Here is a 13,175-nt window from a genome sequence, read left to right on the forward strand (position 1 = left end):
TTGTCCTGTCGCCCTTAGGCGGAGTTCTTCTCAAGGAACTTCACGGCATCGCCGACCGTCTGGATGGTCTCGGCGGCGTCGTCAGGGATCTCGACGTTGAACTCTTCCTCGAACGCCATCACGAGCTCGACGGTGTCGAGGCTGTCGGCGCCGAGATCATCGATGAAGTTCGCGCCCTCGACCACCTTTTCCGGCTCAACGCCGAGGTGCTCGACAACGATCTTCTTCACGCGCTCAGCGATATCGCTCATCGTTCCTGGTCCTTAGCTATTCGATCGTGATGGTGAAGGCGCCGTGGCCGCTATCCCGCTGATGCGGATTTCTGGAAGCGGCCGGTGTCCGATCGCGCGTGGTCTTGAGAACCCGCAACACGCTGAACCGTCAACCCCCCTCGCACGGCAGCCGGGGTGGTAGCACAGGGTTTTGGCGCTGGCGAGGGGCGGTTCACAAACCGTTCATCGCTGTGGCTTTTTCGAGCGAACGGACGAGATTTTCAGTGTGCGATGCAGCAATTCCCTGCCTTCCTCCGCGGGAAGAAGGGCGGGTGATCGCTAATACATCGCCATACCGCCGTTGACGTGCAGGGTCTGGCCCGTCACGTAGGCCGCCTCGTTCGAGGAGAGATACACCGCAGCGGCGCCGATCTCCTCGCCGGTGCCGAGGCGATTCATTGGAACGCGGGTGAGGATGCCCTCGCGCTGCTTCTCGCTGAGCACATCCGTCATCGGTGAGGTGATGAAGCCCGGCGCGATACAGTTCACAGTGAGGTTGCGGGTGGCGACTTCCGCCGCCAGGGCCTTGGTCATGCCGACGAGGCCGGCCTTGGCGGCGGCATAGTTCACCTGCCCCGGATTGCCGGTGGCGCCGACCACGGAGCCGACATTGACGATGCGGCCGTGGCGCCGTTTCATCATGCCCTTCACCGCGGCCCGCGAGAGCCGGAACGCCGCCGTGAGGTTCACGGCGATCACCGCATCCCACTCGTCGTCCTTCATCCGCAGCATGAGATTATCGCGGGTGATGCCGGCATTGTTGACGAGGATATCGAGCCCGCCAAGGGCCGCTTCGGCCGCTGGGACCAGGGCCTCCACGGCGTCCTTGTCGGACAGATTGCCTGGCACGACGTGGATGCGCTCGCTGCCGAGTTCTGCAGCAAGGGCCTCCAGCGCCTCGGCGCGGGTCCCGGAGATCGCCACGATGGCGCCTTGCGCATGCAGCGCCTTGGCGATCGCACCGCCGAGTCCGCCGGTCGCGCCGGTGACGAGGGCCTTTCGGCCGGTCAGGTCGAACATGGGCAATCCTGTCTTCAGCTGAGCGTCGGGAAGGCGGCCACGTCGTCGGGAGTCCCGACGGGGGCCGCGGAGGAGCCTGCTGCGATCCGCTTGACGAGGCCGGTGAGGACCTTGCCGGTGCCGATCTCGTAAAACTGGTCGATGCCGGCGGAGGCCATGGCCTCGACGCTCTCTCGCCAGCGCACGGTGCCGGTCACCTGGGCGACGAGGGCCTGGCGGATGGCGGCCGGCTCCAGGACGGGGGAGGCCAGCACGTTGGAATAGACCGGAACCGCGGGTGCCTTCATGGCGACCCGCGTTAGAGCATCCTGCATGGCTTCCGCCGCCGGGATCATCAACGAGCAATGAAAAGGGGCGGAGACGTTGAGCATCACCGCGCGCTTGATGCCGCGTGCTTGCGCGATCGCAACCGCGCGTTCCACGGCGGCCTTGGCACCAGAGAGCACCACCTGACCCGCGCCGTTATCGTTGGCGACCTCGCAGACGTCTCCCTCGGCCGCCTCGGAGGCGATGGATAGGGCGATCTCGGCATCGGCACCGATCAGCGCCGCCATGGCGCCCGCTCCCGGGGCCACCGCGCTTTGCATGGCCTCGCCGCGAATGCGCAGGAGCCGGGCGGTGTCCGAAATCGTGAATGTCCCGGCGGCGGCGAGCGCCGTGTATTCGCCGAGCGAATGGCCGGCCACGGCGGCGACGTCACGGGCGAGGTCGAGGCCGCGTTCGGCCTGGAGCACGCGCAGCACGGCCATGCTCGCGGCCATCAGCGCCGGCTGGGCGTTCGCAGTGAGTGTCAACTCCTCCACCGGCCCCTCGAACATCAGCATCGACAGGGATTGGCCAAGCGCCTCGTCGACCTCGTTGAAGACGGCTTTCGCCTGCGGGAAGGATTCGGCCAGGGCTCGGCCCATGCCGACGGCTTGACTGCCCTGTCCCGGAAAGATGAATGCGCGCGCCATGCTGTCGAAAGTCCTTTGCCACGTCGTCGCACGTGAAAGGGCGGCGCAGTCGCACCGCCTGCCGCACGTGTCAACATGAGGCACTCGAATCATCGGCCCAGAATCACCGGGACGAATGAGGTGTCGAAGGTGCCCGTCCCGATGGTTTCGACGGAGGCGCCGCGTTTCCTGCATTCCATCACGTTTCGTCGTCCGCCATCGCGTCCGGCGTTCCGGAAAGGGTCCGGCTCCGATCAGGCCTCGTTGAAAAAGTCCACCGTGCCGGTATCGAGACTGTAGGACGCGCCGACGATGCGCAGTTTGCCGGCCTTCAGCGGGTCGAGCAGTGCAGGCTCCGACGCGGTGCGCATGCGGTTCACCACCCGGTCGACATTGGCGCGCACGCAATTCTCGAGAAAGTCACCGGGCTTGCCCCGGACGGAGAGCACTGCCGGCACGATCGGCTCGATCATCCGGCCGATGGAGCCGGGATAGACGGTGTTGTTCTCGACCACATCAGCGGCCGCCTGGACGGCGCCGCAACGGCTATGACCCATCACCAGGATGAGCGGCACGCCGAGCTGGGATACCGCGTATTCCACGGACCCCAGAGCGGCGGTGTCGGCAGTGTTGCCGGCGTTGCGGACGATGAAGAGTTCGCCGAGGCCGCGTCCGAACAGGATTTCGGGCGAGACGCGGGAATCGGAACAGCTCACCAGCACGCAGAAAGGCGTCTGCCCCAGAGCGATCTCGATCCGCCGCTCGCGACCCTGCACGGCGCGGACCGGGCTGTCGGTCTTGTAGAGCCGGTTGCCCTCCTTCATCAGCTCCAGCGCCTGGTCTGCCGTCAGGTCGGTCTTCTTGGTGGACGGGCTGGCTGCGAAGCCGAGATTCGGCATCGCGGTGGCGGCGAAGGCCGCTGCCCCGACATGGCAGGCGCAGCTGAACAGGCTGCGGCGACTGAGCGTCTTCGTCATGATCGATCCCCCTGCTCCCCGCAGAAGAAGCGCGCGAGGTCACGGCGTCAGGCGTAGCCGCACGACCGAGCCGTGTCGCCGGGGCGTTAAGTGGCTGCCGCGAGCGGGATGGGTCGGTGCTGCTCGTACGTGCCGGCGGATCATGCCTGAGTCGGTTCGTACGCTCCGCTTGTTGCTGCGCGTGAGCCGGTGTAAGAGGCGCGTTCAATCACGAAATTCCCGGTCCCATGGAAGGAGCCGCTCCGCATGGCTCGCGTCACCGTTGAAGACTGTATCGACAAGGTCGAGAACCGCTTCGAGCTCGTTCTGCTCGCGAGCCACCGTGCCCGCCTGCTCGCCGCCGGCGCGCCGCTGACGATCGACCGCGATCGCGACAAGAACCCCGTCTGCGCCCTTCGCGAGATCGGCGACGAGACCATCACCGCCGATGATCTCAAGGAACAGCTGATCCACTCGATGCAGAAATACGTCGAGGTGGACGAGCCGGAGGCCGAGACCGTACCGTTGCTGTCGAGCTCGCCGGCTGCGGCCGCCGTGGCACCGCAATCCTCCAGCGACGACGGCGCCGTCCAGTTCGACCGGATGAGCGAAGAGGATCTCCTGCGTGGGCTCGAGAACCTCGCTCCGCCGACCGAGACGGACGAAGAGGCGGAGTGATCGGACGACGTGTCCGTCACATATCGACGATCCCATATCGAGGATCTTGCGAGAAACCCGGCCTTGTGCCGGGTTTTTCCTTTTCCGGCATGAAGAAAGCCGTGCCATGCGGCGCCATGGGGCTGGCGCGCTCGGGTGCGATGCGGGACAACGTATGGTGAAGTGGGCGGTGGCGATGAGTGAAGGGTATCTCGGCGGATGATGCGCCAGTACGAGCTCGTGGAACGGGTAAGGCGTTACAATCCCGCCACCGACGAGGCCCTTCTCAATCGCGCCTATGTCTACGCCATGCGCGCCCATGGCACGCAGAAGCGGGCCTCCGGCGATCCGTTCTTCGCCCACCCCCTCGAAGTCGCTGCGATCCTCACGGACCTTCGGCTCGACGATGCCACCATCGTCGCTGCGGTCTTGCACGACACGGTGGAGGACACCGCCGCCACCCTCGACGAGATCAGCGAGATCTTCAGCCCCGAGATCGGCGCCCTCGTGGACGGGCTGACCAAGCTCAAGCGCCTCGATCTCGTCTCGAAACGCGCGGCGCAGGGCGAGAATTTTCGCAAGCTGCTTCTGGCCGTGGCCGCTGACGTGCGCGTTCTGCTCGTCAAGCTCGCCGACCGCCTGCACAACATGCGCACGCTCCATCACATGAAGCTGGAGAAGCGTGAGAGGATCGCCCAGGAGACGCTGGACATCTATGCGCCGCTCGCCGGCCGCATGGGCATGCAGGAGCTGCGCGAGGAACTCGAAGACCTGGCGCTGCGCAACCTCAAGCCAGACATCTACACGACGATCACCCAGCGCCTCGCCGATCTCGCCACCAAATCGGAGCGGCTGGTGGAGAGCATCGAGCGCGACCTGACCGCCAAGCTCGCGGCGCAGGGCATCAAGGCGGTGGTCACAGGGCGCCAGAAGCGGCCCTTCTCGATCTCCGCCAAGATGGAGCGCAAGTCGGTTGCCTTCGAGCAGCTCTCCGACATCTTCGGGTTCCGCGTGATCGTAGAATCGCTCGCCGAATGCTACGGAGCGCTGGGCGTCGTCCATACGACCTGGCCGATGGTGCCGGGGCGCTACAAAGACTACATCTCGACGCCGAAGCAGAACGATTATCGCTCGATCCACACCACCGTGATCGGGCCGAAGAGCCAGCGCGTCGAGTTGCAGATTCGTACCGCGGCCATGGATGAGATCGCCGAATACGGCATCGCCGCCCATGCCCATTACAAGGAAACCGGCGGCAAGGACGACATCGGCGGCGTGCATCCGCGCCTCGCTACCGAGAGCGGCGCCTATCAGTGGCTGCGCCGGACCATCGAACTGCTGGCGGAGGGCGACAGCCCGGAGGAGTTTCTCGAACACACAAAGCTCGAACTCTTCCAAGACCAAGTGTTCTGCTTCACGCCCAAGGGACGCCTCATCGCCCTGCCGCGCGGAGCGACGCCGATTGACTTCGCCTACGCCGTGCATACCGACGTCGGCAATACGGCGGTGGGAGCCAAGATCAACGGCCGCATGGCGCCGCTGCTCATCGAACTCGTCAACGGCGACGAGGTCGAGATCGCGCGGGCCGATGGGCAATCGCCGCCGGCGGCCTGGGAATCCCTCGTCGTCACCGGCAAGGCCCGCGCCGCTATCCGCCGCGCGACTCGTTCGGCGGTTCGGCGGCAATATGCCGGCCTCGGCCGCCAGATCCTCGACCGCGCCTTCGAGCGGGCCGCCAAGAGCCTTTCCGAGGACAAGCTGCGCGGGGCCCTGCCGCGGCTCGCACGCCAAAGTACCGAAGACGTGTTCGCCGCGGTGGGCCGCGGTGAGATGTTCTCGGGAGACGTCGTGCGAGCGGTCTATCCAGACCACAAGGACGAGCGCCGCACGGCGCCGCCCCCGCTCCAGCAGCCAATGGATGGGGGGGCCGGGCGCCTCAGCCTCGCCAAGGGACAGGCCATGCGCCTGACTTTCCCGGAAGGTGGCTCCGATGTCGGCCGCGCCGACGCAATTCCCATCCGCGGCCTCGACAACGACCTGCCGGTGAGTTTCGCCCCGAATGGCGGCGCGGTGCCGGGAGACCGCATCGTCGGCATCCTCACGCCCGGCGTAGGGGTGACGATCTATCCGATCCAGTCGGCAGCGCTCGCCGCCTTCGACAACGAACCGGCGCGCTGGCTCGATGTGCGCTGGGATGTGGAGGCGGACACGAACGAGCGCTTTCCCGCTCGCCTCGCCCTGCAATCGATCAACGAGCCCGGCGTCCTCGCTCAGATCGCCCAGGTCATCGCCGATCATGACGGCAATATCGACAACGTCTCGATGAAGCGACGCACGCAGGACTTCACCGAAATCGTCATCGATCTGTCGGTCTGGGATCTCAAACACCTCAACGCCATCGTTGCCGAACTGCGCGGCAAGCGCACGGTGAGCAAGGTGGATCGCGTCAACGGTTGAGGAATCAGGCCACCACCCGCGACCTGTCCGAGGCCTTCGCCGCGTAGAGGGCGCGATCCGCCATCGCAACGGCATAGACCGTCAGGTCGCCGAACAAGAACAGTCCGGCCAGCCGGCGGCTTCGTCTCGCTGTCTGATGCCGCCGACGCTTGGACGTGCCGACACCGCATCGGCGCGCCTTGCGCCCCCTGCCCCGCACTGCCACAAACGCGGCGTCCAAATCCTATCCAAGGAGCGCCCCTCTCATGACACCAGATGCGGTGCTCGATGAATTTCGCGATGCCGGAGCCCTGCTCGAAGGGCATTTCGTTCTCAGTTCAGGGCTCCATTCCGGGGTCTTTCTGCAGAAGATGGCGATCTTTTCGGATCCGGTCCGCACCGAACGTCTGTGCAAGGCTCTGGCAGACGTCATTGTCGCCCGCTTCGGCGCCATCGACATCGTCGTGTCGCCGGCCATCGGTGGCATCGTGCCGGGCTACGAGACGGCGCGCCATCTCGGTGCCCGTGCCATCTTCGTCGAGCGCGATCCCGGCGGGCCCTTCACATTGCGGCGCGGCTTCAGCATTCCTGCCGGCAAGCGCGCGGTGATCGTGGAAGATATCGTGACCACGGGTCTTTCCGCCCGGGAATGCCTCGCGTCACTCCAGAGCGAGGCGGGTGAAGTCGTCGGCGCTGCCTGTTTGATCGACCGGTCTGGTGGGCGAGGCGAGATTGGTCTTCCCCTCGTCACGCTGGTCACCCTCGACATTCCGGCCTATCCTGCGGATGCGCTACCGGCCGAGCTGGCTGCACTGCCTGCCGTAAAGCCGGGCAGCCGAGTGATTCCCGTTGGATGACCCTGAAGCAAAACTTAAACTTAAGGTGGTCGATTGAAGGTCGTGCAATTGAGAAAAACAGTCGTTCGGTGAGAGATGTTCTAGGCGACTTTCATTCTGGCCTAATTATTTGCACGATTGTCCAAGGATCGAGGTTGACAAATGTGTCTCCCGGTCAATAGCAAGAGAGATTATTGGCGGCGACTGAGGGCGGTCCGTCGATTTTCAAAAATCAATTGTGGATTTTCGTTGATTTGATCGATCAATTTTTATTGATCGCGTTGATATTTGATTAGTCAAGTGCAGGCGTGGCAGATTTGTATCTGATAATTGTCGCGCCATATGTGTGAAAAATCCTAATGAGAAAACGGATCATTCAATGAGCGCACAGCAGCGCAGCGCCCTGTTCATCGATGGGGCAAATCTCTACGCGGCGACGAAGGCCCTCGGGTTCGATATCGATTATCGCCGGTTGTTGAAGGAATTTCAGGCTCGCGATAACTTGATTCGGGCATTCTACTACACTGCAATGGTAGAAGATCAGGAATATTCTTCTATTCGCCCTTTGATCGACTGGCTCGATTACAACGGCTACAGGGTCGTGACCAAGCCCGCCAAGGAATTCACCGATTCCGCAGGCCGCCGTAAAATCAAAGGCAACATGGACATCGAGCTAGCCATCGATGCCCTCGAACTTGCACCCCGTATCGACCACATGGTGCTGTTCTCCGGCGACGGCGATTTTCGCTCTCTCGTCGAGGCGATGCAGCGGCGCGGCGTCCGCGTCACTGTGGTCTCGACGATCCAGACGCAGCCGGCGATGATCGCCGACGACCTTCGCCGGCAGGCCGACGAGTTCGTCGACCTCGTCCATCTCATCCCGCGCGTGGGACGCGATCCCGGCGAACGGGGCGTTCGAAGCCAGGGTGACGGTCCGCCACGTGGTCCGCGCGATCTGCCGCGAGATGTGGCCGACCGGGCGGCACGCCCCAATCCCGGCCTCGAAACCCGCTATGGCATCCGCCAGGGCGACGACGCTCCCGATCAATAGGCTATGTCGAGCGAGAGGAGGGTGTGGTTGCGCCCTCCTCCCCCGTGTGGCCATGCGTCAGTCGGAATGCTCCTATCACGCGGCAGGATCGGAGCGCGGTGTCAATAGCTCCATCTCCAACCGTGAGGCATGAGCGAAGAAACGGCTTCGGACATCGGCGGCACAGGGGCTCGAGCGCTCGATCGCGTCGAAGACCTCTGGCGCATCATGCCTGACCACGCCGACCGCCTGCATCAGTACCTCGAAGCTCCTCGTGGTCACCCGACTCGGCAGTGGCTCCCTCTCGACGAAGACCTTGGCGATCAGGTACGTCGGCCCCTGAACCGAAGCGACCTGCCGGTCATGCGCCCTCCGGATCCGTGAGGATGACGTCGAGGCCTAGAACCTTCCGCATGAATGCCCCTGCGCGTAAGCCGCCCCTCCCCCTGATCGGACAGACGGCGATCTTCAGGCCTCGTAACCCGTCACGCGCGTTCTGTGGGCCGAAGAGCGGGGGCGTTGCGACGATCTACACGTGATCGGGCAATCCTTCCGCCATGATCTGCAGCGATCGCCTTCACCGAGCCGACGTCGAGAACGAGAGTGCCAGGCCGAAAGTGCGGCACGATGGCCGATACCACGTCGGCGAGTTCAGACACCGGCGCGGCTATGATGACGAGAGGGTACGCCGCCGCTTCCGGCAGCGTGCCGAGGCTCGCGCCAGCTTCGGTTCCGTTCTCGGCAGAGCCGGATCATACGCATCGATCGGGAAGGACGAGCCGAGATGCCGTGCGATCAAACGCCCGAAGGCGCCGAAGCCGATGATCCCGAGGGAAATGGAGGACTATGGGAAAACAACCTAAAGACACAGAACTGCCCTCTATGGATCCGAGAGGCCAGCGGTCCTGGGTGATCGGTCAACCGTCGGCGAGTGGGGCGGTTGAGACATGACGGAGCATCTCGCCGCTAAGGGAGCGGCGCTTAATACGATGCGGGGAGGCAGCGGCTTGTCGTCATGGTCGGCTCCTCGCAGCGCTCCGCCGCGCCGTCAACCGGGCCAGCCGGTCAGCCCTTGTCGCGCATGATCCGTGCGCGGTCTCGCTCCCAATCGCGTTCCTTGGCGCTCTCGCGCTTGTCGTGAAGCTTCTTGCCGCGGCCGAGGCCGAGTTCGATCTTCGCGCGTCCCTGCTCGTTGAAGTAGATCTTCAGCGGCACCACCGTGTAGCCCTCGCGCTTCGTCGCGCCGATGAGCTTGTTGATCTGCTTGCGGTGCAGCAGCAGGCGGCGCGGACGCTTGGTCTCGTGGTTGAAGCGATTGGCTTCGAGATATTCCGGGATGTAGGCGTTGAACAGGAACAGCTCGTTGCCCGACGGACCGGCATAGGCCTCGCCGATGGCGGCTTTGCCCTTACGTAGGGATTTGACCTCCGTCCCCGTCAGGGCGATGCCCGCCTCGAGGACGTCCGAGATCTCGTAGTGGAAGCGGGCTGCCCGGTTGTCGGCGACGACGCGGCGGGGATCTTGAGGTTTGGGAGGCATCACATCGTCGGTTCTGGCCGGTCGCGGGATGCGGCCGGGCATTGGTCATATGGTTCGTGGAAACGGCTGACGCGAGGGGCTTTCAGCGCTCGATCAGGCCGGCATGACGCAAGGCCGCGTCGACGATGTCCTTCGTGACGTCGCTGACGGTGAGGAGCGGCAGGCGAACCTCGTCGCTCATATGGCCAAGCCGCGACAAGGCATATTTCACCGGCGACGGATTTGATTCGGCGAACAGCCCGACATGCAGCGGCAGCAATTGGTCCTGAATTCGCAGAGCCGTGGCGTACTCGCCGCTGAGCGTCGCCGTCTGTAGATCGGCGCAGAGGCGCGGCGCGACGTTCGAAACGACCGAGATGCAGCCGACGCCGCCCTGGGCATTGAACCCGAGTGCCGTCGCATCTTCGCCCGAAAGCTGGACGAAGTCTTTCCCCATGGCTTGGCGCTGCAGGCTGACACGGTCGAGCTTGGCCGTGGCGTCCTTCACTCCGGCGATGTTCTTGAGTTCGAATAGCCGCGCCATCGTTTCGACGCTCATGTCCACCACGGAACGCGGGGGAATATTGTAGATGATGATCGGGATGCCGATGGCGTCGTTGACGGCCTTGAAATGCGCGTAGAGTCCGGCCTGGGTCGGCTTGTTGTAATAGGGTGTCACCACGAGGACGGCATCCGCACCGGCCTTCTCCGCGTTGATGGCGCGCTCGACGGCCTCGGCCGTGGAGTTGGATCCGGCTCCGGCGATCACTGGCACGCGGCCGGCGGTCTCGGCGATGCAGGCGGACACGACACGGTCGTGCTCGGCATGGCTCAGGGTCGGCGTCTCACCGGTGGTGCCCACGGGCACGAGGCCGTGAATGCCCTGATCGATCTGCCAGTTCACGAATTTGCGGAAGGCGTCCTCGTCGAAGACGCCGCCGCGAAACGGGGTCGCGAGCGCGGTCATGGCGCCCCTGAGGCGCTGGGTCGTGGTGTCGGTCATCCTGGCGTTCCCGGCCGTCGCTCTTTCGGTGGGCCGGTGTGCCGGCCGCGTCACCGCTCTTGCGGCGGGGCAGACATAGGGCCTCGTCCGCACTCGCGCAAACGCTCTGTCGGCGCGGTTAATGACTTCTTAATGCCCTCCGGGACAGCTTAGGCATGTCCGCATCCGACGGGACTGGAAGAGCCATGGCGTTCTGGACGCGCTCAAATCGTGCCGCCCTCCCCGTTTCCCTCGCGCTCGCGCTGGCGGGAACGACGATGCTGGTCGGCCCGGCTTCGGTCTTTCCTGTGGCGGCCGGCCAGGGTGAGGAGTTCGCCACGCGCCCGGTGAGCGATGCCGTCGCTCCTGCCGTCCTCGTTCCGGACAGCAAGGCGGCCGCTACCGATGCGGTCGCTGCCGATGCACTGAAACTGGAGGATCGCAGCGCCGAGACCGCGCCGAGCAAGGTGCTTCCCGCCGCCGCCAAGGCCTATGCCTCCGCCGACCCCGAAGCGGCCATCGCCTTCCCCCTGCCCGACGCGGCCGTGACACCCGCCGCTCCCGTGCCGGAGGTGCCCGACCCCGCACGTGCGGCCCAGGTCGCTCCCGATATCGACTTGCCGGCCCTGCGCCAGGCCATCGACGCCTATCGCCGCGGCAAGGTCTCCGAAGGCGACCGCCTGCGCGACGGCTTCACCGACCCGGCGGCTCTCGCCCTGCTCGAATGGGTGGCGATCCGCGCCGGGTCCGGCATCGGGTTCGAGCGCACCGTGTCCTTCACACGTTCCAACCCGGACTGGCCGGCGGGTCCGCTGCTGCGCCGCCGCGCGGAGGAGGCGCTGCTGACCGAGCGCAGGAACCCGGCGACCGTACGCGCCTTCTTCGCCGGCTCCCGCCCGGCGAGCGCACCGGGCAAGTTCGCGCTCGCCCTCGCCTTCAAAGCCGAGTCCCTCGACGAGGATGCCGCCGCCCTGGTCCGCGACTTGTGGCGCTCGGAGACCTTCGGCAAAGCATTGGAGACGAAGGTACTCGACGCCTTCCCCGGCCTCCTCACCCGCGTCGATCATCGTTTCCGCATGGAGCGCGCCCTCCTGAAGGAGGATTACGAGTCGGCCGGCCGCGCCGCCTCCTATGCCGGCGGCTCTTATGCCGCGCTCGTGCGCGCCCGCCGCGCCGTGGAGGACAAGAGCTCGTCTGCCGCTTCGGCCCTCAACGCGGTGCCGCCGTCGCTCCGCAGCGACCCGTCCTACATCCTGTCCCGCGCGCAATACCTGCGCCGGGCCGACAAGCCGATGGAGGCGGCCGCGATCCTCGCCACCGCTCCCACCAACGGCGACGTTCTGGTGGACGGCGACGAATGGTGGGTCGAGCGCCGGATCGTCGCCCGCAAGCTCGTCGATATCGGAAACCCGAGACTCGCCTACGAGGTCGCTGCCGGCCATAGCGGCCGCACCGTGGAGAAGCGGATCGAGGCCGAGTTCCATGCCGGCTGGATCGCCCTGCGCTTCCTCGACGATCCGGCCAGGGCCGCCGACCATTTCGGTAAGGCCGCGACCATCGCCGAGACGCCGATCTCCCTGGCGAGGGTGGCCTATTGGCAGGGCCGTGCTGCCGAGGCCGCGGGCGATGCCGGCCTGGCCAAGACCTTCTACGAGCGCGCCGCGCTCCAGCCGATCGCCTATTACGGACAGCTCGCCCGGGCGAAGCTCGGGCAGGCGAGCCTGCCGCTCCGCGTCGTCCCGGAGCTCGAATCCGCCGCCGCCAGGGCTTTCGAAAACCGTCTGACGACCCGGGCGCTCCGCATGCTCGAGGCGGCTTCGCTGAAGGATCTGGCGCTTCCGCTTTACATCGACACGGCGAACCGGCTGACCAATCCGGCGGAGCTCAACGCGCTCGGCAACCTCGCCGTCGAGATGCGTGATTCCCGTGCCCTCGTCGCCGTCGGCAAGCTCGCGGTGCAGCGCGGCCTGCCCCTCGACGCCCATGCCTACCCCACCATCGGCATCCCCGATTACGAGGCCTCCGCCGCCGTGCCGCTGGTGGAGAAGGCCATGGTTTTCGCCATCGCCCGCCAGGAGAGCCAGTTCGATCCGCGCGCCCAGTCGAGCGTCGGCGCGCGCGGGCTGATGCAGATGATGCCGGCCACCGCCCAGCGCACGGCGCGGCGGGTCAGCGCGTCCTACGATCAGGACCGTCTCACCAGCGATCCCGCCTACAATGCCCGCCTCGGACAGGCCCATCTCGGTGAGCTGATGGAGGATTGGCGCGGGTCCTACATTCTCGCCTTCGCGTCCTACAATGCAGGGGGCGGCAACGTGAAGAAATGGATCGACGCCTACGGCGATCCGCGCCGGGGCGGGGTCGACCCGATCGACTGGGTCGAGCGCATTCCGTTCACCGAGACCAGGAACTACGTCCAGCGGGTGATGGAGAACCTGCAGGTCTATCGCAGCCGCCTCGAGGGCAAGAGCGCCCTGCTGATCGAGGGGGATCTCCAGCGCGGCGCGCGGTGAGTTTTTCGGCCGATCGGGAG

The 13,175-nt window shown here is 65.5% G+C and carries 11 protein-coding genes and 1 pseudogene; 5 read left to right on the plus strand and 7 right to left on the minus strand.

The window, feature by feature from the left end; all coding sequences use genetic code 11:
* Positions 1–14: 14 nt before the first annotated feature.
* From ACFQ4G_RS14940 to ACFQ4G_RS14955, 4 genes are all read right to left on the minus strand, one after another.
* Positions 15–251, minus strand: coding sequence for an acyl carrier protein (locus tag ACFQ4G_RS14940; protein ID WP_018044468.1), 237 nt, complete (start codon positions 249–251; stop codon positions 15–17).
* Between the two features lie 300 nt (positions 252–551).
* Positions 552–1,292, minus strand: coding sequence for a 3-oxoacyl-[acyl-carrier-protein] reductase (gene fabG, locus ACFQ4G_RS14945; protein ID WP_238205246.1), 741 nt, complete (start codon positions 1,290–1,292; stop codon positions 552–554).
* A 14-nt stretch (positions 1,293–1,306) separates the two neighbouring features.
* Positions 1,307–2,248, minus strand: coding sequence for an ACP S-malonyltransferase (gene fabD, locus ACFQ4G_RS14950; protein ID WP_238205247.1), 942 nt, complete (start codon positions 2,246–2,248; stop codon positions 1,307–1,309).
* A 233-nt stretch (positions 2,249–2,481) separates the two neighbouring features.
* The gene (locus tag ACFQ4G_RS14955) at positions 2,482–3,204 is read right to left on the minus strand and encodes a carbonic anhydrase (protein WP_238205248.1); all 723 of its coding nucleotides are present in this window, start codon (positions 3,202–3,204) and stop codon (positions 2,482–2,484) included.
* A 246-nt stretch (positions 3,205–3,450) separates the two neighbouring features.
* Here ACFQ4G_RS14955 and rpoZ point away from each other — a divergent pair, with 246 nt between their 5' ends.
* From rpoZ to ACFQ4G_RS14975, 4 genes are all read left to right on the plus strand, one after another.
* Positions 3,451–3,861 (plus strand): DNA-directed RNA polymerase subunit omega, encoded by a 411-nt coding sequence (gene rpoZ / locus ACFQ4G_RS14960; protein ID WP_019904660.1) that lies wholly within the window; start codon positions 3,451–3,453, stop codon positions 3,859–3,861.
* A 198-nt stretch (positions 3,862–4,059) separates the two neighbouring features.
* Positions 4,060–6,297, plus strand: a complete 2,238-nt coding sequence (locus tag ACFQ4G_RS14965; RefSeq protein WP_238205249.1) for a RelA/SpoT family protein — start codon at positions 4,060–4,062, stop codon at positions 6,295–6,297.
* Positions 6,298–6,542: 245 nt separating this feature from the next.
* Positions 6,543–7,133 (plus strand): orotate phosphoribosyltransferase, encoded by a 591-nt coding sequence (gene pyrE, locus ACFQ4G_RS14970; protein WP_238205520.1) that lies wholly within the window; start codon positions 6,543–6,545, stop codon positions 7,131–7,133.
* 358 nt (positions 7,134–7,491) lie between these two features.
* Positions 7,492–8,163, plus strand: a complete 672-nt coding sequence (locus ACFQ4G_RS14975) for a LabA-like NYN domain-containing protein (protein WP_238205522.1) — start codon at positions 7,492–7,494, stop codon at positions 8,161–8,163.
* Positions 8,164–8,238: 75 nt separating this feature from the next.
* On the opposite strand, the pseudogene ACFQ4G_RS14980 reads toward ACFQ4G_RS14975, so the two are convergent.
* The 3 genes and pseudogenes from ACFQ4G_RS14980 to dapA form a co-directional block, all read right to left on the minus strand.
* Positions 8,239–8,980 (minus strand): annotated as a pseudogene (locus ACFQ4G_RS14980) (prephenate dehydrogenase/arogenate dehydrogenase family protein).
* A 227-nt stretch (positions 8,981–9,207) separates the two neighbouring features.
* Positions 9,208–9,681: an SsrA-binding protein SmpB gene (gene smpB, locus ACFQ4G_RS14985; protein ID WP_238205250.1), complete on the minus strand. Its 474-nt coding sequence runs from the start codon at positions 9,679–9,681 to the stop codon at positions 9,208–9,210.
* Positions 9,682–9,763: 82 nt separating this feature from the next.
* Positions 9,764–10,663, minus strand: a complete 900-nt coding sequence (dapA, locus tag ACFQ4G_RS14990; protein ID WP_238205251.1) for a 4-hydroxy-tetrahydrodipicolinate synthase — start codon at positions 10,661–10,663, stop codon at positions 9,764–9,766.
* Between the two features lie 185 nt (positions 10,664–10,848).
* Here dapA and ACFQ4G_RS14995 point away from each other — a divergent pair, with 185 nt between their 5' ends.
* Complete coding sequence (locus tag ACFQ4G_RS14995) at positions 10,849–13,155, plus strand: lytic transglycosylase domain-containing protein (RefSeq protein ID WP_238205524.1); 2,307 nt, start codon at positions 10,849–10,851, stop codon at positions 13,153–13,155.
* Positions 13,156–13,175: the final 20 nt, after the last annotated feature.

It is taken from the genome of Methylobacterium marchantiae (genome assembly GCF_042679825.1).
In the GTDB taxonomy this organism is placed as follows: Bacteria; Pseudomonadota; Alphaproteobacteria; order Rhizobiales; family Beijerinckiaceae; genus Methylobacterium; species Methylobacterium marchantiae.

What these genes read in the sequence shown, in the direction of transcription:
- ACFQ4G_RS14940 (WP_018044468.1), bottom strand. Translation starts at nt 251, where the DNA reads ATGAGCGATATCGCTGAGCGCGTGAAGAAGATCGTTGTCGAGCACCTC.
- fabG (WP_238205246.1), bottom strand. Translation starts at nt 1,292, where the DNA reads ATGTTCGACCTGACCGGCCGAAAGGCCCTCGTCACCGGCGCGACCGGC.
- fabD (WP_238205247.1), bottom strand. Translation starts at nt 2,248, where the DNA reads ATGGCGCGCGCATTCATCTTTCCGGGACAGGGCAGTCAAGCCGTCGGC.
- ACFQ4G_RS14955 (WP_238205248.1), bottom strand. Translation starts at nt 3,204, where the DNA reads ATGACGAAGACGCTCAGTCGCCGCAGCCTGTTCAGCTGCGCCTGCCAT.
- rpoZ (WP_019904660.1), top strand. Translation starts at nt 3,451, where the DNA reads ATGGCTCGCGTCACCGTTGAAGACTGTATCGACAAGGTCGAGAACCGC.
- ACFQ4G_RS14965 (WP_238205249.1), top strand. Translation starts at nt 4,060, where the DNA reads ATGATGCGCCAGTACGAGCTCGTGGAACGGGTAAGGCGTTACAATCCC.
- pyrE (WP_238205520.1), top strand. Translation starts at nt 6,543, where the DNA reads ATGACACCAGATGCGGTGCTCGATGAATTTCGCGATGCCGGAGCCCTG.
- ACFQ4G_RS14975 (WP_238205522.1), top strand. Translation starts at nt 7,492, where the DNA reads ATGAGCGCACAGCAGCGCAGCGCCCTGTTCATCGATGGGGCAAATCTC.
- smpB (WP_238205250.1), bottom strand. Translation starts at nt 9,681, where the DNA reads ATGCCTCCCAAACCTCAAGATCCCCGCCGCGTCGTCGCCGACAACCGG.
- dapA (WP_238205251.1), bottom strand. Translation starts at nt 10,663, where the DNA reads ATGACCGACACCACGACCCAGCGCCTCAGGGGCGCCATGACCGCGCTC.
- ACFQ4G_RS14995 (WP_238205524.1), top strand. Translation starts at nt 10,849, where the DNA reads ATGGCGTTCTGGACGCGCTCAAATCGTGCCGCCCTCCCCGTTTCCCTC.